Below are 21,229 nucleotides of genomic sequence, written 5' to 3'. Positions count from 1 at the left end.
CGCCCCTCATCCGCCCGTTGGGCACCTTCTCCCCGCCGGGCGGGGAGAAGGGCAAGTCAATACCTCGCCCCGCTTGCTGATCTCCCTCGCCCCGCTTGCGGGGAGAGGGACCGCTTCGCGTAGCGAAGCAGGGTGAGGGGCCGTCACCAGGGCCGCGAGAACGCCAGCTTCACCGTCCGCACTCCCGGCTGCGAACGCAGCGTCCCCGCCAGATCCGCATCCACCCGGATCGAATGGGAGCCGTTGAGATCGAGCATCCCCGCCGCACCTTCACGCAACAGATCCAGACGCAGCGGCGTGGAGCCAGGCCGATGCTTGGCCAGCAACGCATCCACACGCGACCAGGTGCCAGGCACGCGCAGGTCCAAACGTAGCGACAAGCGCTGCACGTGTTTCGCGCACAGCTGCGAGTAATCCCAGCAGCGCTGTGCCTTCAACGCGAAGCCGCCGCTGAACGCGTCCTCACGCAGCCCGCCCTGCACGATCAGCAGGCGGTCGCGTGCGATCAGCTGCGCGAATTCGTTGTAGGTCTCGGCGAAGAAGGCGCATTCGAGGCGGCCGCGACCGTCCTCGATCTGCACGAACATCTGGCTGTCGCCCTTCTTGCGCAAACCGACGACCTGCCCGGCGACAGTGGTTTCCAGTTCCGGACGCCAGCCACTGCGCGCGCTCTCGGGGCGCGATTCCCAGATCTTCTCGATGTCGCCGAGGTCGTGGCCGACCAGCGTGTACATCTCTTCGCGATAGGGGTCGAAAGGGTGACCGCTGAGGTAGTGGCCAAGCGTGTCGCGTTCGCCGCTGAGCAGCTGCACCAGCGGCCACTCGTCGGTCTCCCTGAGTTCGATCCGCAGCGCCGGTGCGGCGGTTTCAGAACCGCCGAACAGCGAGTTCTGCCCGGCCTCGCGTTCGCGTGCCAGCTGCTCGGTCGCCTTGACCACTTCCGGCAACTGCAGCATCAGGCTCGCGCGGTTCTTGCCCAGGGCGTCGAGCGCGCCGGCCTGGATCAGCGCTTCCAGTGTGCGCCGGTTGAGCTTGCCGCTATCGATGCGTTTGCAGAAGGCGAGCAGATCCGTGAACTCACCGGCACGGCGCGCTTCCACGATCGCCTCGCAGGCGCCGCGGCCGACGCCCTTCACCGCGCCGATGCCGTAGCGGATCGTGTCAGGAGTCACCGCTTCGAACATGTACGCCGAAGCGTTCACATCCGGCGGCAGCACGGTCAGACCCATCACGCGTGCTTCGTCGAGGAAGCCCACCACCTTGTCGGTGTTGTCCATGTCCGAAGACATCACCGCAGCCATGAATTCGGCCGGGTAGTGCACCTTCAGCCACGCGGTCTGGTAGGCGACCAGCGCGTACGCGGCCGAGTGCGACTTGTTGAAGCCGTACTCGGCGAACTTCTCCATCAGGTCGAAGATCGGGCTCGCTTGTTTCGCCGGGATGCCGCGTGCAAGGCAGCCTTCCTCGAACTTGGCGCGCTCCTTCGCCATCTCCTCGGGCTTCTTCTTGCCCATCGCGCGGCGCAGCATGTCGGCGCCGCCGAGCGTATAGCCCGCCAGCACCTGCGCGATCTGCATCACCTGTTCCTGGTACACGATGACGCCGTAGGTCGGCGACAGCACCGGTTCCAGCGATTCGTGCGGATAGGTGACTTCGGTATTGCCGTGCTTGCGGTCGACCCATTCGCGATCCATCCCCGAGCCCAGCGGGCCGGGACGGAACAGCGCGGCGAGCGCGATGATGTCTTCGAAGGTGTCGGGCTTGGCGCGCTTGAGCAGCTCGCGCATGCCGCGGGATTCGAACTGGAACACCGCGACGGTGTCGCCGCGTGCGAACAGCTCGTAGGACAGCTTGTCGGTGAGCTCCAGCGCGGTGATGTCGAGCGGCTCGACGCCTTCGCGCTGGCGACGCACGTTGATCGCCTTCACCGCCCAGTCGATGATCGTCAGCGTGCGCAGGCCGAGGAAGTCGAACTTCACCAGGCCGACCGCTTCGACGTCGTCCTTGTCGAACTGGGTGACCGGATTCTTGCCGCGCCCTTCGCCGTCGTGTTCGGCGAACAGCGGACAGAAGTCGCTGAGCGGCGAGGGCGCGATCACCACGCCACCTGCGTGCTTGCCGGCGTTTCGCGTCAGGTCTTCCAGGCTGCGCGCGAGGTCGAGCAGGTCGCGGACGTCGTCTTCGGCGTGGTAGCGCTGGATCAGGTCGGCCGAGGCGAGGTTGCCGTCCTTCTTCGCGGCTTCCGATTCGCCCAGCGCGTCGTCGAGGCAGATGCCCAGCGTGTTCGGGATCAGCTTGGCGATGCCGTCGACCATGCCGTAGGGATGGCCCAGCACGCGGCCGGAGTCGCGCACCACGGCCTTCGCCGCCATGGTGCCGTAGGTGATGATCTGCGAGACGCGGTCGCGGCCGTATTTGCGCGCGACGTAGTCGATCACCTCGTCGCGGCGATCCATGCAGAAGTCGATGTCGAAGTCGGGCATCGACACGCGTTCGGGATTGAGGAATCGCTCGAACAGCAGGTCGTACGGCAACGGATCGAGATCGGTGATGCCCAGCGCCCAGGCGACGAGCGAACCCGCACCCGAACCGCGGCCCGGGCCCACCGGAATGCCCTGCGACTTACCCCAGTTGATGAAGTCCGCCACGATCAGGAAGTAGCCGGGGAACCCCATCTTGATGATGACGTCCAGCTCGATTTCCAGGCGCGCGTCGTAGTCCTCGCGGGTCTTGCCGGGCGCGATCGGATTCTTTTCCAGACGCGCGATCAGGCCGTCGCGCGCGGTGTTGCGCAGCCACGATTCGATCGTGTGTTCGCTCGGCACCGGGAACGCGGGCAGGGCGTATTCGCCCAGCTTCATCGTGACGTTGCAGCGCGTGGCGAGCGCGACCGCGTTGTCGATCGCGTCAGGGATGTCGGCGAAGAGATCTGCCATCTCTTCCGACGTCTTCAAGTATTGCTCGGCGCTGTATTCCTTCGGCCGCTTGGGATCGTCGAGCACGCGGCCCGAGGCGATGCACACGCGTGCTTCGTGCGCCTCGAACCCTTCGCCGTCGAGGAAGCGCACGTCGTTGCTGGCGACGACCGGAAGACCGCGACGCGTGGCGGCGTGCAGCGCGAACGCGTTGAACGCTTCCTCGCCCTCGCGGCCGGAACGCGTGAGTTCAAGGTGCAAACGATCGCCGAAGACTTCGCGCCAGTCGGCGAGCGAGGCTTCGGCGAGTTCATGGCGATGCGTCGCGACCAGTTGTCCGGCCAAGCTCTTGCGGCCGGCGAGCGCGAACAGACCGGCGTTGTCTTCGCGCAACCATTCCGGTCGGATCGCCACGCCATCGATGCGATGGCCTTCCATCCAGGCGCGCGTCAGCAGACGCGAGAGCGTGAGGTAGCCAGTGCGATCGCGGCACAGCAGGGTCATGCGGCCCGGCGCTTCATTGCCGTCGGCCACGCCGATGTCGGCGCCGATGATCGGCTTGATGCCCGCACCTTCTGCGGCCTTGTAGAACTTGACCGCGGCGAACAGGTTGTCGAGATCGGTGACGGCGACGGCCGGCTGTCCGAGCTTCGCGCAGCGTTTCACCAGCTCGCCGATGCGGATCGTCGAGTCGGCGAGCGAATACTCGCTGTGCAGGTGGAGGTGGACGAAACGTGCGGACATGCGGGCCTGCGAGGCTGGAGTCGCAGGTTAGCAGTCGGGGCGAGGACGGACGAGATTGACTTTCGGCGCGGGCGACGTAGGGCGGGTCTCGACCCGCCACACGTCAAAGCCCCAGCCCCTGCTGGCGGGCCAAAGGCCCGCCTCAAGATTCACGTCACGGCAGCGGCGAACCTGTCACCCGCAGCGGCCCCTGCGGCGTGCGCCCATTGGCGAAGTGCTCGTCCTCCATGCGCGTACGCGTGCGCAGGAGCTCGATCTCGGCAAGACGGTCGCGCAGCCACGCATCGCGTTGCTGCTCAGGCGTGCCGGAAGGACGCTCCTTCTTCCGGTAATCGCAGAAGTCGAGGTATTCGTTGACCTCTTCGGCAAAGGCCGGCCAGGCCAGCTCGATCAGCAGGACGTCGTCCAGAAAGCCCAGCAGCGGCAGGCTGTCCGGGATCAGATCGTCGGTGCGATCGACGTAGGCGAGCAGCTTGTTGATCCGCATCCGGGTTGCATCCTCGCAATCCCAGGCCTCGTCGACGAGCATGGCGCGCAGATCGTCCATGCGCTGCAGGCGCGAATCGAGCTCGTGCTGCGCCTCTTCTTCGGGTAGCGACAGCAGCCAGGCGGCCAGTTGCTGCAGGCGTTCCGGATCGACCCGCGCGGCGTCCGCATACAGGTCATGAACCAGTTCGTCGAAGCGCGCGACGGCGGGCCCTGACAGGGCGATTTCCGGGAACCCCGCGGGGGCGCCCAGAGCGTCCACCAGTCCGCCACGGTACTGCTCGAACGGCAACGGGCGGTCGGTGGGAGTGGGATGAGGCGTGCGCATGGGGCACCTCGCTTCCGGCCTGTCCGGTTGAGGGATGTCCCGGTGGTGCCGCGCGGCGGCCGGTGTGCTGCGCGGGCCGGTCCGGGATGCGATTTCATGATGCGCCGATGACCCCCAACCGGACCGGTCTCCCGACCGGCGGTTCAGCCTGCCGACGCATACCTGACTCACTAAGGTCTACGAAAAAAGAGGCCGCCTCCCGGCGGCCTCCCGCACCGTCCCTGGCGGCCCACATCAGTGGACGACGAAGCGCGATTCCCGCTGCGGGACGTAACTGTTCTCGCGGATGCAGCGACGCTGCTTCTCCAGGCAGTACTCGGCCTGCCGGGCGGACTCCCAGTCCCCGCGCGTGAAGCCGAAATCGCCGATTTCCTCGCCGCGCAGGGCGGCTTCCAGAGAGCGGATCCGGCAGAAGTCGAGGAAGTCGAAACGAGCCCTTGAGGGAGGGGTCAACCGTCAGCGGATCGAGGCGTCGCCAACGCTCAGCCCGCTGCTGGCGACGACCGCACAACAGCCGACGGTTGGATCCGTTCGCTGAATCCCCCTAGCCCAGCGGACGGGCGCTAGCGAGGAGTGTTGCCATGAATGTGATGCCGCTGGTCGTGTTGGGAATGGTGCCTGGTGCGGAGGGCAAGTCGGAAGGTGAAAAAGGCGGCGCACCCGCGACGCCGGCCTTCGTGGACATCCTGATCGAGTACGCGCTCGATGGCTCGCCCAGTGCACATCCGGATCCCGCATACGTCCGCAAGGGCGGCACGATCACGTGGCACACGCAATCTGGCGTCGACGCGCCGTTCGAGATCCTTCCCAAGGTTGCCTGGATCGACGATCGAGGGCCGTCGCTGGATGTGCTGGCCCTGCAGTCGCATTTGAATCATGCCGAGAACTGGCAGGAAGTGAAGATTGGCGCATCGTCCATCGCTGGCACGTATCCCTACGGCATCCGTGCGAATGGCATCACCGTCGATCCGGACGTGGTGATCAAACCGAGATAGCGTGCTGCGCGTTGCTCTTGCCTGGACTCAGGCGTCCGCGCTGAACAGATCCCGCTGTGCCAGCCGCACCGGCATGAAGCTGCGGCGATGGTGCGGGCAGGGGCCGTGCGCGTTCAACGCGGCCAGGTGCGCAGGTGTCGAATAGCCCTTGTGCACGGCGAAGCCGTATTGCGGCCACTGCGTGTGCAGTTCGCGCATGTAGCGGTCGCGCGAGACCTTGGCCAGGATCGAGGCGGCCATGATCGATCGATCGCGCGCGTCGCCGCCGATCCACGCTTCGCCGGGCAGGCACAGGCCCGGCGGCACGATGTTGCCGTCGATGCGGGCGGCGTCGGCGCTGTGCGCGACACCTTCGAGCGCGCGGCGCATACCGGTCAGCGTCGCCTGCAGGATGTTGATGCGATCGATTTCCTCGACGTCAACGAATTCGATCCGGTAGGCGAGCGCGCGTTCCACGATCCGGTCGAACAGCACTTCGCGACGTTCGGGATCGAGCTGCTTGGAATCATCTAGCCCGTTTACCGGCGTGCGCCCCGGTGCGAATACCACCGCGGCGACCACCACCGGTCCCGCCAACGGACCGCGTCCGGCTTCGTCGATGCCGGCGATGCGCAGCGCTCGCGCATCAGGCGTGGGATCGGAGGACGAAGTGAGCGGTTCGATCAGCATGGCGGCGAGTCGGTCGGCACGGCGAGCGTGCGCGCCGGGCACTCATTCACGCAAGCGACGCCGGCGGTGCGGGCAACAGTTCCGCGACCGCATCGGCCGCGCGGGCGGAGGCGTCCTGGCGCAACTGCAGATGCAGTTCGCGGAAGCGTGGCGCGATCCGTTCCATCGCCTCCTCGTCGCGCAGCATCGCCAGCGTCGCGGCCGCGAGCTTCTCCGGCGTGCAGTCGCGCTGCATCAGCTCGGGTACCACGCGTTCGCCGGCCAGCACGTTGGGCAGCGCGAAATTCTTCACCTTCAGCATCCCCAGGCCCTTCACCAGCGCGTAGGTCGTCGCCGCGATCCGGTAGGCCACGACCATCGGTCGCTTGGCGAGCATCGCTTCCAGCGTGGCCGTACCCGAGGCGAGCAGCACCACGTCGCTGGCGATCATCAGCCGGCGGGCATTGCCTACAAGCATGCGCAGCGACGGGCGCAACGCATCCGCATCGGGATGAGCCACCAACACGCGCTTGAAGGCCGCGTTCGCGGCGGTGTTGGGGATCGGAACCACGATATGCAGGTTCGGGACATCCTCCAGCACGCGCTTTGCGGCCGCGAGGAAGATGGCCCCCAGGCGTTCGATTTCGCCCACGCGCGAACCCGGCAGCAAGGCCAGCACGGGGCGATCCGGATCCAGCCCCAGTTGCTGGCGCATTGCCTGGCGATCGGGGTCGAGCGGCATTTCATCGGCAAGCGGGTGCCCGACGAAGCGCGCGTCGACGCGGTGCCGGGCATAGATCGCCGGCTCCATCGGAAACAGGCACAGCACGCGATTGGCGCTCTGCCCGATCTTCGCCGCACGCTTCTCGCGCCAGGCCCAGACCGAGGGGCTGACGTAATGCACGGTGCGAACGCCGCGCTTCTTCAGCCATTTCTCGACACCGAGATTGAAGTCCGGTGCATCGATGCCGATGAACACGTCCGGCTTCCACGCCAGCACCTGGTCGCGCAGCGAACGGCGCAGGCGCAGCAGGCGTGGCAGGTGCTTGAGCACTTCCGCCAAGCCCATCACCGCGAGTTCGGACGCGTCGAACCAGGTATCCATGCCTTCCGCGCGCATGGCGTCACCGCCGATGCCGGCGAACCGGGCGTTGGGGTAGCGCTTGCGCAGCTCGGCGATCAGGCCGGCGCCGAGCAGGTCGCCGGAGGCTTCGCCTGCGACGAGGGCGATCCGCATACGGGAGTCCTTTCCGTCCTTAGCGCAGCAGCGGCCGGTCGCCGCTTTCGATGAAGTCGAGGAAGGCGCGAACGTCGGCGCTGTCGACGGCGATTTCTGCGAGGCGCGTACGGGCTTCATCCAGCGAGGCCCCGGCCATGTACAGCGCGCGGTAAGCGCGCTTGATCGCACCGATACGCTCGCTGTCGAAACCGCGGCGCTTGAGGCCTTCGCTGTTGATGCCGCGCGGCTTGCCGTAGCCTTCCTGCGCGACCATCAGGAACGGCGGCACATCACCGTTGACGAATGCGCCCATGCCGATGAAAGCATGCGCGCCGATGCGGCAGAACTGATGGATGCCGGCAAAGCCGCTGAGGATCACGTGGTCGCCCACGGTGACATGGCCGGCCAACGTGGCGTTGTTGGAGAACACGCAGTGGTTCCCGACGTGGCAGTCGTGCGCGACATGCGTGTAGGCCAGGAACCAGTTGTCGTTGCCCACGCTGGTGATACCGCCGCCGCTGCCGGTGCCGCGGTTCACGGTGCAGAACTCGCGGAAGATGTTGCGGTCGCCGATCGCCAGCTCGACGCGTTCGCCGGCGTACTTCTTGTCCTGCGGTTCGCCACCGATGGCGCAGTGGCCATGGAAGTGGTTGTCGCGGCCGATCCGCGTTGGCCCCTGCACGCTGCAGTGCGGACCGAAGCGGGTGTTGTCGCCGATTTCGACGTCGGCGCCGATGTAGCAGAACGGCCCCACCTGCACGCCCGTGCCGAGCTTCGCGCCGGCTTCGACGACGGCAGTGGGATGAATGGCAGGCGCTGCAGCGGTCATGTCAGTCCTTGACCTCGGCGCAGAGAATCTCGGCGCTGGCGACTTCATGACCATCGACGCGCGCGGTGCCCACATACAGCGCCATGTTGCGGATCGTGCGCTTGAGGGTCACGTCGAGCTCGAGCTTGTCGCCCGGCACGACCATGCGGTTGAAGCGCGCGTTGTCCACCTTCACCAGATAGAACAGGCTGCCCTGGCCATGGTGACCCGACAGCTGGGTGAGCAGGCCGCCGGCCTGCGCCAGCGCCTCGATCACCAGCACGCCCGGCATCACCGGGTGTCCCGGGAAGTGGCCATTGAAGAAGGGCTCGTTGACCGAGACGTTCTTGTAGGCGAGCACGCGCTTGTGCGGTTCCAGCTCGACTACGCGGTCGACCAGCAGGAACGGATAGCGGTGCGGAAGCAGCTTCTGGATGCCGGCCACATCGACCGGGAGTTGCACGGGCTGGGTCATTCTTCTTGATTCCTGGCGCACGAAAGGCGCGAAGCGATCGGTAATTATCCGGCTTCACTGCCACATGCGCGTCCGTATGGCGCACAGATTACCGCGTATTACGGCTCGCGGTCTTCCTGCGGGCGGGGGATACGACGGGCGAGGGCGTCGAGTTGCTTGAAGCGGGCGGCGTTCTTGCGCCAGCTGCGGTTGTCCATCAGCGGGGTGCCGGAGGAATATTCGCCCGGTTCGCGGATGGAGTGCGTGACCAGGCTCATGGCGGTGACCATGACCTTGTCACAAATCTCGAGATGGCCAACAACGCCGGCCCCACCACCGATCAGGCAGTAGCGACCGATCTTCGCGCTGCCGGCCACCGCCGCACAGCCGGCTATCGCGGTATGCGCGCCGATGTGGACGTTATGGCCGATCTGGATCTGGTTATCGAGGCGGACGTCTTCCTCGAGCACGGTGTCCTCGATCGCGCCACGATCGATGGTGGTATTGGCGCCGATCTCGCAGTCGTCGCCGATGACCACGCCGCCCAGCTGCGGCACGTTCAGCCACTTGCCGGCTTCCATCGCCAGGCCGAAACCGGCGGCACCGAGCACTGCGCCCGGATGCACGCGCACGCGCTGGCCCAGGCGCACGCGTGCGACCAGCGTGACGCGGGCGATCAGTTCGCTGCCGGCGCCGACCACGCAGTCTTCGCCGATCACGCAGCCAGGACCGACAACCGCGCCGGCTTCGATGCGGCTGCGCGCACCGATGCTGACGAAAGCGCCGATATGCGCGCCCGGATCGACATGTGCGTCGGCGGCGATTTCGGTGGCGGCGTGGATGCCTGCGGTGTACGCCGGCAGGGGTTCGAACAGCGCTGACATCTTTGCGAACGCCGCGTAAGGATCACGCGCGATCAGCGTAGTTCCGGCGTGACCGGCCGCGTCTTCGGCACGCAGTGTGATCACACTGGCCTGCGATTCGGCCAGCTGGCTGCGGTATTTGCTGTTGGCGAGGAAGGCGAGTTGCCCCGCCTGCGCGCGTGCCAGCGTACCGACGCCGTGCACGCGCACGGCGCCGTCGCCTTGCAGTTGCAGGCCGAAGCGTTCGGCCAGTTCCGCGGCGCTGTAGGACTGGCCCATGGCCGCCTCGACTTAGAACGTTCCGCCGAAGGTGAACTGCAGGCGCTCCACTTCGTCGCCCGGAATATGGTTGACCTTGTCGCCGTCTTCCTTGCGCAGCGGGATCGCGTAGCTGATCGAGATCGGACCCATCGGCGAGCGCCACATCAGCGAAACACCGGTGGAGGCGCGCAGTTCACCCGCATCCCAGCTGTCGATGTCCTTGTAGACGTTGCCGAAATCGACGAAGGCCGAGGCGCGCGCTGCCGGCGTATCGAGCAGGGTCGGGAAGTACATTTCCAGCGAACCGGTGGTTTTCAACGCGCCACCGACCGGCTGCAGGTACGTGCTGTTGGCGAACGGCGCCTGGCGCGGACCCAGGGTGTTGTCGCGGAAGCCGCGCACCGAGCGCACGCCGCCGGCGTAGAAGTTCTCGAAGAACGGCAGGCCGTCGGCAGTGACCGTCTTGCGGAAATCCGGCGAGGTGGTCAGGCACGGATCGGTCGGCGGGGTGACGATGACCTCTCCGTCATCGATGTGTTGGTTGTTGTTGGCATCAACCCAGCGGTCCGCGGTGAAGCAGACATTGCGCGAGGTCGGATTGCCATAGCTGTCGCCGTAGCCCAGGTCGGCGCGCGTGTTGAGCACGAGATGACGCGACAGCGGCCAGAACTTGGAGATGTTGTACTGCAGCTTGTAGTACTCGACGGTCGAGCCGGGCAGCGTGGTTTCCAGCCACACGCGCTGCTGCATGCCGCGCGTCGGCGTCAGCAGGTTGTCGAGCGAGTTGCGCGACCAGCCAAGTTCGGCGCGCCAGGCGTGGAAGGTGCGCGCATTGAGCGCGTTCAGGTAATCGCGGATCGGTTCCGGCGTGCTGCCGCTGTCTACGATCTGGTTGGTGTCGATGCCGAACATGCCCGAGACCGTGTCGGTCTCGGTGATCGGCAGGCCTAGCATGACCTGCGCGGCGCCACTGCTGCTGTTGTACTGCGCGGTGCCGAAGTCGGAGTAGTCGAGTTCGCGCCACCACACGTTGTAGCCGAGCGACAGGCCGTTATCGAGGAAGTACGGGTTCAGGAACGAGAAGTCATAGCGCGACTGGTACTTGCTGCGCTGCGCCTGCACCGACATCCGGTTGCCGGTGCCGAGGAAGTTCTCCTGCGTGACCTGGACCTGCGTGGTCAGGCCGCTGAGTTGCGAATAGCCCAGGCCGAAAACGAAGCTGCCCGACGAGGTTTCCTTGACGTTGACGACGACGTCGACCTGGTCGTTGGTGCCTTCGACCGGCTTGCTCTCGACGTCGACGCTTTCGAAGTAGCCCAGGCCCTGCAGGCGGATCTTGGAGCGGTCGATCGCGGCCTGCGAATACCAGCTGCCTTCGAACTGGCGCATTTCGCGGCGCAGCACTTCATCGCTGGTGCGCATGTTGCCCTTGAAGACGACGTTGCGCACGTTCACGCGAGGACCGGGCACGACCTGCAGGCTGATGCCCACGGTCTTGGACGCGCGGTCGATGTCCGGAACCGGGTTCACCTGGGCAAACGCGTAGCCGATGTTGCCGAGGGTGGCGACGATGGCGTCCGACGTCATTTCCAGCAGGCGGCGGGAGAAGATCTGGCCTTCCTTCACCAGCACCATCTTCTGCAGGTCTTCCTTCGGCAGGACCGTGTCGCCGGTCAGCTGCACCGAGGAAATCTTGTACTGGTCGCCCTCGGTCAAGCCGGCGCTGATGAACATGTCGCGGCGATCGGGGCTGATCGAGACCTGGGTCGAGTCGATGTTGAAGTCGACGTAGCCGCGGTCGAGGTAATAGTTGTTGAGCTTTTCCAGATCGCCGGAAAGCTTCTCGCGCGAGTACTGGTCGTCGCGGCGGTACCAGCTGAGCCAGTTGTGCTCGGACGACTCCCAGCTATCCCGGATGTCCTTTTCGGCGAACTTCTCGTTGCCGATCAGGTTGATGTGCTGGATGCGAGCCGCCTTGCCTTCCTTGATCGTGATGGTCACGTCGACGCGGTTGCGGTCCAGGCGCGACACCGTCGGGGTGATCTCGACGTTGTACTTGCCGCGGTTCTGGTACTGGCGCATGAGCTCCTGGTTCATCTTGTCCAGGACCAGGCGATTGAAGGTGTCGCCCTCGGCCATCCCGTTTTCCTTGAGGCCCTTGAGCAGGTCTTCGGATTGGATGTCCTTGTTGCCGGTCACCGTCAGCTTGTTGATCGCTGGGCGCTCCTGGACGGTGATCACGAGGATGTCGCCCTGGCGACCCACCTGCACGTCCTCGAAGAAACCGGTCTTGTAGAGAGCGCGGATCGCCGCTGCGACCTTGGTCGAATCGACGGTATCGCCGCGCTCGATCGGGAGGTAGGTGAAAACCGTACCGGCTGAAATGCGCTGCAGCCCGTCAACGCGGATGTCGCTGACGGTGAACGACTCCGCCGAGGCCGGTGCGCTCTGCGCGCCGGCAGGCATGAACGGGTCGGCCGACTGTGCCAGCACGGGAAGGGCCGGCGCCAACGCTGCAGTCAGGGCAAGGGCGAGCAGGCGGCGATTGGGAAGTCGCGTCATCATCAAATCCGGTTGGGGATGCGGGTGCCGTCAGAGGACGCCGCGGGTATATCGATGGTCGGGCTGGTCCTTCCTGGACAAATTCCTTGCGAACGGGTTCCCGGTGGGGCGAAAAATCCTGCGGATTCCATCACCGCACCAGGTTGTTCACGATGTCGTTGTAGAACGCCAGGCCCATCAGGCCGACGATCAGGGCGAGGCCGACGAAATTGCCGGCGGCCATCACCCGCTCGCTGACCGGGCTGCCTTTGACCAGCTCGATAAGGTAGTACAAGAGGTGACCGCCGTCCAAGATCGGGATCGGCAGCAGGTTCAGGATCCCGAGGCTAAGCGACAGCAGGGCGAGCAGCATCAGGTAATACGCCAATCCCTGCTGGGCGAAATAATTGCTGGCGCGGGCGATGGTGATCGGGCCGGCCACGGTGTTGCGTGCCGATACCGTGCCGCGGAAGGCCCGGGTGAACGTCGCGAACAGTTCGTGGGTCTGGCGGCTCGCTTCCGAGAAGGCGGCGGGAATCGCGGCGACCGGGCCGTAGCGCAGGATGGCGTCCTTCTTCGGCTCGGTCGCTATCAGAGTCAGCCCCAGCCCCAAGTAGTCTTTGCCTTCCGGGGACTTCAACATGCGCGGCACCAGCGGCAGTGCCAGGCGATCCTGGTCGCGCAGGACTTCGACCATTGCCTCCCGGTGTTCCTTGCCGAGCTGCACAACCAGCGGGCCGACTTCGTCTGCGGAAAACACTGGCTGGCCGTCGATCGCCGTGATCTGATCCCCTTCGGCCAGTACGCCCCAGGCCGGGGTGCCGGGTTCGATCTTTCCAATCACCGGCGCGGCGGATTCATGCCTGCCGCGCAAGCCCAGCTGCTGCATGGCCCGGGTTTCATCGAAACCGGAGGGGAGGCGGGAAAGCGGAAGGGTGCGTTCGCGTTCGACGCCATCGGCACTGCGAACATGGACGACGGTGTCCTTGCGATCCAGCGAAGCCGCGAGCAGCCCCATGCTCACCTCGCTCCAGGTTGGCGTGGGATGGCCGTCGACGGACAGCACCTCATCGCCGCGTTGCAGGCCAGCGGCCGCGGCCACGCCGCGCGTCTGCCCCACCACCGGCGCGAAGTCCGGTCGGCCGATCACGAACATGCCCCAGAGCAACACCACGCACAGGATCAGGTTGGCCAGCGGACCGGCGAAGGAAATCGCCATGCGTTTCCACACCGGCTGCCGGTCGTGCGACTGCGCGAGTTCTTCAGGCGGGATCGGCTGTTCGAGGTCCTGGCCTTCGAGGGAATGCTCGCCGAGCATCTTCACGTAGCCACCGAGCGGAATCGCGGCGATGACGTACTCGGTGCCGTCCTTGCCACGACGCATCCACAACGGTCTGCCGAAACCGATCGAGAAGCGCAGCACCTTGACGCCGCAACGGCGTGCCACCCAGTAGTGGCCGAATTCGTGGAACGTGACGAGCACGCCCAGGCTCACCAGCAACCAGAAGATCGAGCCCAGAATCTCATTCATGACCCGATCCTAGCGCAGTGAAGTTGTGGAACGGGTGTGCCATCAGGCCACTGCTGCCAGCGCGTGCCGGCGCGCAGCCGAGTCTGCTTCGCGCAGGACTTCCAGCGAGACGGCGGCGGTGGCGGGCAGGGCATCGAGGGTGGCTTCCACCAGCGCGGGAATCGACAGGAAAGCGATCTGCCGCTGAAGAAAGGCTGAAACAGCGACTTCATTGGCTGCGTTGAGGATGGCCGGTGCGGTGCCGCCGGCCTGCAACGCTTCGAACGCGAGCCGCAGGCAGGGGAACGCTTCGAGGTCGGGCGCCTCGAAGTCCAGGCGACCGTGCTGCAACAGGTCCAGTCCCCCCACACCCGATGCGATGCGTTGCGGCCAGCCGAAGCCGACCGCGAGCGCGGTGCGCATGTCGGGCAGTCCCAGCTGCGCCAGCATCGAGCCGTCGACGAATTCGACGAGCGAATGCACCAGGCTCTGCGGATGCACGAGCACATCGATGCGTTCGCGCGGCATGTTGAAGAGGTGGTGCGCCTCGATCACTTCGAGGCCCTTGTTCATCAGCGTGGCCGAATCCACGGAGATCTTCGGGCCCATCGACCATTTGGGGTGCGCGACCGCCTGTTCTGGCGTGACGTCCGCGAGCTGATCGCGCCGACGACCGCGGAAGGGTCCGCCCGACGCCGTCAGCACGATGCGCTTGAGCCCGGCGTGTGCGTGCGCGTCCGGGAGGCACTGGAAGATCGCGTTGTGCTCGCTGTCGATCGGCACGATCACCGCGCCGCTGTCGTGCGCGGCCTGCATCAGGAGTTCGCCGGCGAGCACCAGCGATTCCTTGTTGGCCAGCAGCAGGCGCTTGCCGGCCCTGGCTGCGGCCAGCGTCGACGTCAGCCCGGCGGCCCCCACTATTGCGGCGACCACGGTGTCGCAATGCTCGCTGGCTGCGAGCGCTTCGAGCGCGGCGTCGCCGGCATGGGCCTGGGTATCGAGTCCCGCGGCGCGCAGCCCGTCGCGCAGTGCATCGAACTGGGCGGGGTCGGCGATAACCGCGTGCAGCGGGCGATGGGTCCTGCACAGCGCCAGCAGCGCATCGACCTTGCTGCCGGCGGCCAGGATCGTGGCGCGCAGGCGATCGGGATGGCGCGCGATCACATCGAGCGCGGACGCACCGATCGAGCCGGTGGCGCCGAAGACGGCGATGTTGCGGGCAGGAAGCTGGGACATTGGATCACTTCAATTTGGCGTCGTTCGCGGTAACTACCACCGCCGGCGCCGCGCGCGGAACTAACTCAGAAACCGAACATCGCCTTGCCCATCGCGAACACGGGCAGGGCGGCGAGCACGCCGTCGATGCGGTCGAGGATGCCACCGTGGCCCGGGATCAGGTGTCCGGAATCCTTCACGCCGGCATGGCGCTTGAGCAGGCTTTCGTAGAGATCACCGACGACCGATGCGAGCGTCGCGAGCACTGCAACCAGCGCGATCTTGGGCAACTGTGCGGGAGCGGCTCCGGCCCAGAGAGAGCCGGCAATACCCACCAGCACACCGGCGACGACGCCACCGATCAGGCCCTCGTAGGTCTTGTTGGGACTCACGCGGGGAGCGAGCTTGCCCTTGAACACGGTCCCGCCGAAATGACGGCCGGCGAAATACGCGGCGCTGTCGGCCGCCCACACGATCGCCAGCGCGGTGAACAGCCAGATATGGCCGCGATAGCCACTGCCCGGTGCATTGGGTTCACCGGAATGGATCCAGGCCAGCGCACACCAGGCGGGAATCACCGCCAGCGCGCCTGCGGCGAGCTTGAAGAACCGTGCCCAGGTCTCGTGGTTTCTCGCGAAGTCGTAATTGCGCAGCCACAGCAGTGCAAGCAGCCACCACAGCACGCCGATCACGCTCGCCAGTTGGAACAGGACGTAGCTGTAACCCGAGGCCGAACGCGAGGCCCATACGATCGCCACCATCAGCGCCAAATGCGCCACCAGCAGCACCGTGCGGGCGAGGGTGTCCTCGATCTCGGCGAGTTCGAACCATTCCCACAGCCCGGCGAGGAACACCACGGCCGTCAGCGCCACGACCCACGGCGTCGACAGCAGCAGGATCGCGGCGATCGCGATCGGAGCCATGATCAGGGCAGCCAGCAGGCGGGTTTTCGTCATTCGTTGTTCTCTCGTGGCGGCAGACCCGCTACCTGATCGCCGGTCAGGCCAAAGCGGCGCTCGCGGCTGGCGTAATCGTCCAGGGCGCGCCGCAGTGTCGCCGTATCGAGCTCCGGCCACAATGTTTCCGTGAACCACAATTCCGTGTAGGCGAGCTGCCACAGCAGGAAGTTGCTGATCCTCATGTCTCCGCCGGTACGGATGAACAGGTCCGGCGCAGGCAGCTCGGCCAGCGCGACATGCGCGCTCAGCAGGGTCTCGTCGATGGCCTCCGGATCGAGCCGCCCGGCGGCCACTTCCCGGGCCAGCGTGCGCGCGGCCTGGGCGATGTCCCAGCGCCCGCCGTAACTGGCGGCGATGGTCAGCTGCAGGCGCATGTTGTCGGCCGTCTGCGCTTCCGCGGCGGCCATGCGCGCGCGGATGGCTTCAGCGAAGCGATCGCGTTCACCGATGAAACGGATGCGTACGCCGCGTCGGTGGAGTTCGTCGACTTCGCGTTCCAGCGCGCCGAGGAACAGCTTCATCAGCGCGCCGACTTCCTCTTCCGGGCGTCCCCAGTTCTCGCTGGAAAACGCGAACAGAGTCAGCGCTTCGATGCCGGTTTCCAGGCAGAAGTCGATGCAGACGTTGACCGCGCGCGCGCCAGCGCGGTGACCGATCATGCGCGGCCGGCGGCGTCGCTGCGCCCAGCGCCCGTTGCCGTCCATGATGACGGCGAGGTGGCGCGGGATCTTGGCAGGAGGCGTGGACATCGAGCCGTCCTCAGACGGCCATCAGTTCCTGTTCCTTGGCCTTGACCACTTCGTCGACGTCCTTGATCGCGCTGTCGGTGATCTTCTGGATCTCCGTTTCGGTGCGCGTGGATTCGTCCTCGGTGATCTTCTTTTCCTTCAGCAGTTCCTTGACCTGGCTGTTGGCATCGCGACGGATGTTGCGGATCGCTACCTTGGCATCCTCGCCCTCGCCGTGCACGACCTTGGTCAGCTCCTTGCGGCGCTCCTCGGTCAGCGCAGGCAGGTTCAGGCGGATCACGGTGCCAGCGGTATTCGGCGTCAGGCCGAGATCGGAAGCGAGAATCGCCTTCTCGACGGCGGCGACCATCTGCTTCTCCCACGGCGTGATCGTGAGCGAGCGCGCATCGGCCACGGCCACGCTGGCGACCTGGCTCAGCGGCATGTCGGAACCGTAGTAATTGACCTTGATGGTGTCGACCAGCGCGGTCGAGGCGCGGCCGGTGCGAACCTTGACGAGGTCGTGGCGCAGGGTCTCGACGCTCTTGGCCATGCGGGTCTGGGCGTCTTTCTTGATCTCGTTGAGCATCGCCGGCTCGTCCTCTTCTTGAATTTGTGGGCGCGCGCGCCATCGGCGCGTTCGACAGGCGCGGGATTATAGCGGCGCCGGGCGGAAGGGCCGAGTGGCCCGCCAAATCCGGCTAATGGCCGTGCGGAGCCCGGTCGTGGCGGTCGTGCTCGCAGCCGCTGCCGCGCTCGACCTGCAGCGTCGGATGGTTGATGCCGAAGCGGTGGTCGAGTTCGTGGTTGATGCGGTCGATGAAGGCGTCATGGTCGCGATCGTCGGGACGGACCAGGTGCGCGGTCATCGCGATTTCGCCGGCACCGAGCGACCAGATGTGCATGTGGTGGACCGCCTGAACGCCCGGCTGGCCGGCAAGAAAGGCGTGGACTTCGCCCTGGTCGATGCTCCGCGGTACCGCGTCCATCGCCGCGTTGAAGCTCTCGCGCAGCAGGCCGAAGGCGCCGATCGCGATGACTGCGCCGATCAGCAGGGCGGTTATCGGGTCCAGCCATTCCCAGCCCAGCCACAGCATGCCCGCGCCGGCGAGCACGGCCGCCAGCGAAACCGCGGCGTCAGCCATCAGGTGCAGGAAGGCGCCGCGACGGTTCAGGTCATGGTCGTGGCCGTCGCGGACGAACCAGGCCGCGCCCAGATTTACCGCGATGCCGACCGCAGCGACCAGGATGACCGGGAGCGCCGGGATTTGCGGCGGGGCGGAGAAGCGACGGATCGCCTCCCAGCCCAGGGCGCCCGAAAAGCCCACCAGCAGCAACGCGTTGGCCAGCGGCGAGAGCAGGGTGGCGCGACGCCAGCCGTAAGTGTGGCGCGCCGTGGGTGCCCGTTTTGCGATTACCGCCGCGCCCCATGCCAGCCCGAGGCCCAGCACATCGCCGAGGTTGTGCAGCGCATCCGAGAGCAGCGCCAGAGAATTGGTCGCGAAGCCATACCCGGCTTCCAGCACCGTATATGCCAGGTTGATCAGGGTGACGACGGCGAAGGCGCGCGTACTGCTGCCATGACCGTGGTGGCCATGTCCTTCATGGTCGTGGTGGTGTCCGAGGCCCATCGGCGGATCCTGTCATGCGGAGGGGCCGCAACACTATTGCGCGCCCGGAAGCGCCGAAGCGCGCTCAGAGCCCTGGATTGCGCCCCTGAACCAGCGTGCCGATGGTCTCGCCGCGCAGGATCCGCAGCAGTACGCCGGGCTGGCTCATGTCGAAGATGCGCAACGGCAGATCGCTGTCGCGGCACAGAGCGAAGGCCGCCGTGTCCATCACCTGCAGGTTGCGGGCGATGACTTCGTCATAGGTGAGCTTGTCGAAGCGCACGGCGTTGGTGTGCTTCTTCGGGTCCTTGTCGTAGACACCGTCGACCTTGGTGGCCTTGAGCAGCAGGTCCGCGCCGATCTCGATCGCGCGCAGCGCGGCACCCGAATCGGTGGTGAAGAAGGGATTGCCGGTGCCGGCCGCGAAAATGGTGAGACGGCCCTTTTCCAGGTGACGCACGGCGCGGCGACGGATGTAGTCCTCGCACACGTCGTTGATCTTCAGCGCGCTCATCACCCGGCACTTGGCGCCGAGCTTCTCCAGCGCGTCCTGCATGGCCAGCGCGTTGATGACCGTCGCCAGCATGCCCATCTGGTCGCCGGTCACCCGGTCCATGCCGCCGGCGGCCAGGCCCGCACCACGGAAGATGTTGCCGCCACCGATCACCAGGGCCACTTCCGCTCCGGCCTGCTGCGCTTCGATGACCTCGTGCGCCAGCCGGTTCAGGATCACCGGGTCGATGCCGTAGTCCTCATTCCCCATCAGCGCCTCGCCGGAAAGTTTCAACAGGACACGGCGATAGGCGAGCTGGGACATGGACGACCTCGGGCAGTGGAGCGGCGCTGCCGCAAACAGCGGAATTGTAGCCGAAGCCGGTGCCCTCCCGATCGGACGATGCTTAATCCGGACGCCTCGTCTCCTATGATCTGATCCACGCGAGGTGGGGCCGCGATCACCGGGAATCAGCTGGTTTTCAAAAGTCGAAGCACGTTGAACCGGACTTCGTCACGGACATTTCGCTCGGCACGCTGCTGTTCGACCTGACTAGGTCGGTTGTGCGGCCGTGCGAAGAGGTGTACTTCCAGCAGACGCGCTGATCCAAGCGATGAACGCGATGCCAGGTAGGGAGGTGGCGCTGCTTTCGCGTCTACCAATGCGGGACTGGCACTTGTGCTCGTCCCGCGGAACTCCCGGCCGTTCGCCCGGGATGCACGAAGCGCGGATGCGTGGCAGTGCGCGTCGGAGATCCGGAAGCACGCCGTGTTGGACTTTGAGCCATCAGCAAGAATTGGAGCATTGAACAGCGTGCAGAGCCATTTCCCGCCGGATTCCGCCGCCGCCGATGTGCCGGACGGAAGCGCACGAGGCGACGACGGCTTCGACAGCTTTGTGCGCGAGCAGTTTCTCGTGCTTGTCCGCTTCCTCGCCCGTCGCACGGATGAGGAGGAAGCCAAGGACGTTGCGCAGGAAAGCATGATCCGGCTGATGCGCTATCGCGCGCTTCCGCACGAGAAGTTGAAGTTGTTGATGTACCGGATCGCGCTCAACGCCCTGAACGATGTCGGCCGGCGTTCGCAGACCCGGCAGGCGTCGGCGCACGTCACGCTGGACGACAGTTTCGAGCACCTGCAGTCGCCGGAGCTCGATCACGAAAGCCGGCTGGACAATCAACAGGAGCTCGAGCGCGTGCGCGCCGCCATCCTGCAGTTGCCCGCGCGATGCCGCGAGGTTTACCTGCTCAACCGTATCGACGGGATGAGCTATTCCGAGATAGCCCGGCATTGTGGCGTTTCGGTGAAAGCAGTGGAAAAACATATCGGCCGGGCGCTGCAGTCACTGCGCCTCAAGTTGCACCTGGCCCCAGCCCCAACCACGGATCGGACATGACCGCTTTCTCCCCCAATTCGTCCTTTTCCGCAGACGGCCGTGCCGAAGCATGGCTGGCGCGACTGACTTCACCCGAGTGCACTCGCCAGGATCGCGCAGCATTCGAGGATTGGCTGGCCGAATCGCCCGCGAATGTCGACGCTTACCTGGAAGTCGAAGCCATCCATGCGCGGGCCCGCCAGCTGGCTTCCGACGACCTGCTGCGCGCGGCCGCCCGTCGGGCGCGGCGCACGGCCGGCGGTGATCGCAAGCAATGGTGGCCGCGCCTCGCGACCGCAGCCGCTATGGCGGCGTCGCTGGTGCTGGCCATCGGCATCTATCACCGGCCCAAGAAGCCGCCGACGGTGCCGATCCTGCGCTTCGTCACTGAAGTGGGCGAGCAGCGTTCGATCACCCTGGCCGATGGCACCGCGATGCGGCTGGACACCGATTCCCTGGTGAATGTGCGGTTCGCCGACGACCAGCGCGTGGTGGAAGTCGATCACGGCCGCGTGCAGTTCAAGGTCGGAACCGATCCGCAGCGTCCATTCCTGGTGAAGGCCGGTTCCGGCACGGTGCGCGATATCGGCACCACGTTCCAGGTGAGTCGTCTCGATAAGGAAGTCAGTGTCGGCCTGATCGAGGGCGCGGTGATGGTGTCCGCCCAGGATGACGGCAAGCAGGAGGCGACGCTGGCTCCCGGCGAGCAGATCCGTATCGACCCGCAAGGACACCTGCATTCCAGGCAATCGCTCGACCTCGCGGTGGCGCAGGCCTGGACGAAGGGCGAGCTGATCTTTAAGGAGCGTCGTCTGGATCAGTTGCTGGATGAAATGAATCGCTATTCAAGCATTCGCCTGCGCCTCGCCGATCCGGCCTTGGGCGCGGTGACTGTCAGCGGCGTCTTCCATATCGACGATCAGGCGGCGCTGGTCGCGGCGCTGGAGCAGGGTTGGGGCATCCGGGCCGAGCGCGTTGGCGCGGACGAGATCGTACTGAGCAAGGCGCGGCGTTGAGTCCGGCGCGGGCGGGAGGTCCCGCCTGCGTTATGCGATTGGGTGCGTTGCAGCGGCAAGCG

19 protein-coding genes are annotated in these 21,229 nt (G+C 65.9%); 3 read left to right on the top strand and 16 right to left on the bottom strand.

Annotated elements, in window-relative coordinates; translation table 11 throughout:
- Positions 1 to 143: 143 nt before the first annotated feature.
- The 3 genes from dnaE to ACYVGK_RS10415 form a co-directional block, all read right to left on the bottom strand.
- Positions 144 to 3,659 carry a DNA polymerase III subunit alpha gene (gene dnaE / locus ACYVGK_RS10425; RefSeq protein ID WP_460733355.1) on the bottom strand — a complete coding sequence of 1,172 codons (3,516 nt, stop codon included), beginning with the start codon at positions 3,657 to 3,659 and terminating at the stop codon, positions 144 to 146.
- A 154-nt stretch (positions 3,660 to 3,813) separates the two neighbouring features.
- Complete coding sequence (locus ACYVGK_RS10420) at positions 3,814 to 4,473, bottom strand: hypothetical protein (RefSeq protein WP_460733353.1); 660 nt, start codon at positions 4,471 to 4,473, stop codon at positions 3,814 to 3,816.
- A gap of 234 nt (positions 4,474 to 4,707) precedes the next feature.
- Positions 4,708 to 4,926, bottom strand: coding sequence for a hypothetical protein (locus tag ACYVGK_RS10415; protein WP_460733351.1), 219 nt, complete (start codon positions 4,924 to 4,926; stop codon positions 4,708 to 4,710).
- A 128-nt stretch (positions 4,927 to 5,054) separates the two neighbouring features.
- Between ACYVGK_RS10415 and ACYVGK_RS10410 the strand changes: the two genes are divergently transcribed.
- Positions 5,055 to 5,468, top strand: a complete 414-nt coding sequence (locus tag ACYVGK_RS10410) for a hypothetical protein (protein WP_460733349.1) — start codon at positions 5,055 to 5,057, stop codon at positions 5,466 to 5,468.
- 27 nt (positions 5,469 to 5,495) lie between these two features.
- On the opposite strand, the gene ACYVGK_RS10405 is transcribed toward ACYVGK_RS10410, so the two are convergent.
- The 13 genes from ACYVGK_RS10405 to pyrH all read right to left on the bottom strand — a co-directional run bounded on the left by ACYVGK_RS10405 (position 5,496) and on the right by pyrH (position 19,101).
- Positions 5,496 to 6,137: a ribonuclease HII gene (locus ACYVGK_RS10405; protein ID WP_460733347.1), complete on the bottom strand. Its 642-nt coding sequence runs from the start codon at positions 6,135 to 6,137 to the stop codon at positions 5,496 to 5,498.
- A gap of 46 nt (positions 6,138 to 6,183) precedes the next feature.
- Positions 6,184 to 7,353, bottom strand: coding sequence for a lipid-A-disaccharide synthase (lpxB, locus tag ACYVGK_RS10400; RefSeq protein ID WP_460733345.1), 1,170 nt, complete (start codon positions 7,351 to 7,353; stop codon positions 6,184 to 6,186).
- Positions 7,354 to 7,372: 19 nt separating this feature from the next.
- A complete protein-coding gene (lpxA, locus tag ACYVGK_RS10395) occupies positions 7,373 to 8,164 on the bottom strand; it encodes an acyl-ACP--UDP-N-acetylglucosamine O-acyltransferase (RefSeq protein ID WP_460733343.1) in 792 nt (263 codons plus the stop codon).
- Between the two features lies 1 nt (position 8,165).
- Entirely contained in the window at positions 8,166 to 8,618 is a 453-nt protein-coding gene (gene fabZ / locus ACYVGK_RS10390) for a 3-hydroxyacyl-ACP dehydratase FabZ (protein ID WP_460733341.1), read from the bottom strand.
- 98 nt (positions 8,619 to 8,716) lie between these two features.
- On the bottom strand, positions 8,717 to 9,739 hold the full coding sequence (gene lpxD, locus ACYVGK_RS10385) for a UDP-3-O-(3-hydroxymyristoyl)glucosamine N-acyltransferase (RefSeq protein WP_460733339.1): 1,023 nt from the start codon (positions 9,737 to 9,739) through the stop codon (positions 8,717 to 8,719).
- Between the two features lie 12 nt (positions 9,740 to 9,751).
- Positions 9,752 to 12,283, bottom strand: a complete 2,532-nt coding sequence (gene bamA / locus ACYVGK_RS10380; RefSeq protein WP_460733337.1) for an outer membrane protein assembly factor BamA — start codon at positions 12,281 to 12,283, stop codon at positions 9,752 to 9,754.
- Between the two features lie 130 nt (positions 12,284 to 12,413).
- Positions 12,414 to 13,793 (bottom strand): RIP metalloprotease RseP, encoded by a 1,380-nt coding sequence (gene rseP, locus ACYVGK_RS10375; RefSeq protein WP_460733335.1) that lies wholly within the window; start codon positions 13,791 to 13,793, stop codon positions 12,414 to 12,416.
- A 42-nt stretch (positions 13,794 to 13,835) separates the two neighbouring features.
- On the bottom strand, positions 13,836 to 15,008 hold the full coding sequence (locus tag ACYVGK_RS10370; RefSeq protein WP_460733333.1) for a 1-deoxy-D-xylulose-5-phosphate reductoisomerase: 1,173 nt from the start codon (positions 15,006 to 15,008) through the stop codon (positions 13,836 to 13,838).
- Positions 15,009 to 15,073: 65 nt separating this feature from the next.
- Entirely contained in the window at positions 15,074 to 15,943 is an 870-nt protein-coding gene (locus tag ACYVGK_RS10365) for a phosphatidate cytidylyltransferase (RefSeq protein WP_460733331.1), read from the bottom strand.
- Positions 15,940 to 16,695: a polyprenyl diphosphate synthase gene (uppS, locus tag ACYVGK_RS10360; RefSeq protein ID WP_460733329.1), complete on the bottom strand. Its 756-nt coding sequence runs from the start codon at positions 16,693 to 16,695 to the stop codon at positions 15,940 to 15,942. The genes ACYVGK_RS10365 and uppS overlap by 4 nt, the downstream gene beginning before the upstream one ends.
- Positions 16,696 to 16,705: 10 nt before the next feature.
- Positions 16,706 to 17,263: a ribosome recycling factor gene (frr, locus tag ACYVGK_RS10355; RefSeq protein ID WP_460733327.1), complete on the bottom strand. Its 558-nt coding sequence runs from the start codon at positions 17,261 to 17,263 to the stop codon at positions 16,706 to 16,708.
- 112 nt (positions 17,264 to 17,375) lie between these two features.
- The gene (locus ACYVGK_RS10350) at positions 17,376 to 18,305 is read right to left on the bottom strand and encodes a cation diffusion facilitator family transporter (protein ID WP_460733325.1); all 930 of its coding nucleotides are present in this window, start codon (positions 18,303 to 18,305) and stop codon (positions 17,376 to 17,378) included.
- A gap of 64 nt (positions 18,306 to 18,369) precedes the next feature.
- Positions 18,370 to 19,101 carry a UMP kinase gene (pyrH, locus tag ACYVGK_RS10345; protein WP_460733323.1) on the bottom strand — a complete coding sequence of 244 codons (732 nt, stop codon included), beginning with the start codon at positions 19,099 to 19,101 and terminating at the stop codon, positions 18,370 to 18,372.
- A gap of 489 nt (positions 19,102 to 19,590) precedes the next feature.
- On the opposite strand from pyrH, the gene ACYVGK_RS10340 reads away from it, so the two are divergent.
- Both ACYVGK_RS10340 and ACYVGK_RS10335 read left to right on the top strand, forming a co-directional pair.
- A complete protein-coding gene (locus ACYVGK_RS10340; RefSeq protein ID WP_460733487.1) occupies positions 19,591 to 20,172 on the top strand; it encodes an RNA polymerase sigma factor in 582 nt (193 codons plus the stop codon).
- Positions 20,169 to 21,167 (top strand): FecR family protein, encoded by a 999-nt coding sequence (locus ACYVGK_RS10335; RefSeq protein WP_460733321.1) that lies wholly within the window; start codon positions 20,169 to 20,171, stop codon positions 21,165 to 21,167. The genes ACYVGK_RS10340 and ACYVGK_RS10335 overlap by 4 nt, the downstream gene beginning before the upstream one ends.
- Positions 21,168 to 21,229 lie beyond the last annotated feature (62 nt).

This window comes from Lysobacter tyrosinilyticus (assembly GCF_054779815.1).
The sequence above is the reverse complement of the archived record's forward strand: the minus strand, read 5'-3'. Positions and strand labels throughout refer to the sequence as shown.

Coding starts and splice junctions, on each gene's coding strand:
- dnaE (WP_460733355.1), bottom strand. CDS start 3,659: ATGTCCGCACGTTTCGTCCACCTCCACCTGCACAGCGAGTATTCGCTC.
- ACYVGK_RS10420 (WP_460733353.1), bottom strand. CDS start 4,473: ATGCGCACGCCTCATCCCACTCCCACCGACCGCCCGTTGCCGTTCGAG.
- ACYVGK_RS10410 (WP_460733349.1), top strand. CDS start 5,055: ATGAATGTGATGCCGCTGGTCGTGTTGGGAATGGTGCCTGGTGCGGAG.
- ACYVGK_RS10405 (WP_460733347.1), bottom strand. CDS start 6,137: ATGCTGATCGAACCGCTCACTTCGTCCTCCGATCCCACGCCTGATGCG.
- lpxB (WP_460733345.1), bottom strand. CDS start 7,353: ATGCGGATCGCCCTCGTCGCAGGCGAAGCCTCCGGCGACCTGCTCGGC.
- lpxA (WP_460733343.1), bottom strand. CDS start 8,164: ATGACCGCTGCAGCGCCTGCCATTCATCCCACTGCCGTCGTCGAAGCC.
- fabZ (WP_460733341.1), bottom strand. CDS start 8,618: ATGACCCAGCCCGTGCAACTCCCGGTCGATGTGGCCGGCATCCAGAAG.
- lpxD (WP_460733339.1), bottom strand. CDS start 9,739: ATGGGCCAGTCCTACAGCGCCGCGGAACTGGCCGAACGCTTCGGCCTG.
- bamA (WP_460733337.1), bottom strand. CDS start 12,283: ATGACGCGACTTCCCAATCGCCGCCTGCTCGCCCTTGCCCTGACTGCA.
- rseP (WP_460733335.1), bottom strand. CDS start 13,793: ATGAATGAGATTCTGGGCTCGATCTTCTGGTTGCTGGTGAGCCTGGGC.
- ACYVGK_RS10370 (WP_460733333.1), bottom strand. CDS start 15,008: ATGTCCCAGCTTCCTGCCCGCAACATCGCCGTCTTCGGCGCCACCGGC.
- ACYVGK_RS10365 (WP_460733331.1), bottom strand. CDS start 15,943: ATGACGAAAACCCGCCTGCTGGCTGCCCTGATCATGGCTCCGATCGCG.
- uppS (WP_460733329.1), bottom strand. CDS start 16,695: ATGTCCACGCCTCCTGCCAAGATCCCGCGCCACCTCGCCGTCATCATG.
- frr (WP_460733327.1), bottom strand. CDS start 17,263: ATGCTCAACGAGATCAAGAAAGACGCCCAGACCCGCATGGCCAAGAGC.
- ACYVGK_RS10350 (WP_460733325.1), bottom strand. CDS start 18,305: ATGGGCCTCGGACACCACCACGACCATGAAGGACATGGCCACCACGGT.
- pyrH (WP_460733323.1), bottom strand. CDS start 19,101: ATGTCCCAGCTCGCCTATCGCCGTGTCCTGTTGAAACTTTCCGGCGAG.
- ACYVGK_RS10335 (WP_460733321.1), top strand. CDS start 20,169: ATGACCGCTTTCTCCCCCAATTCGTCCTTTTCCGCAGACGGCCGTGCC.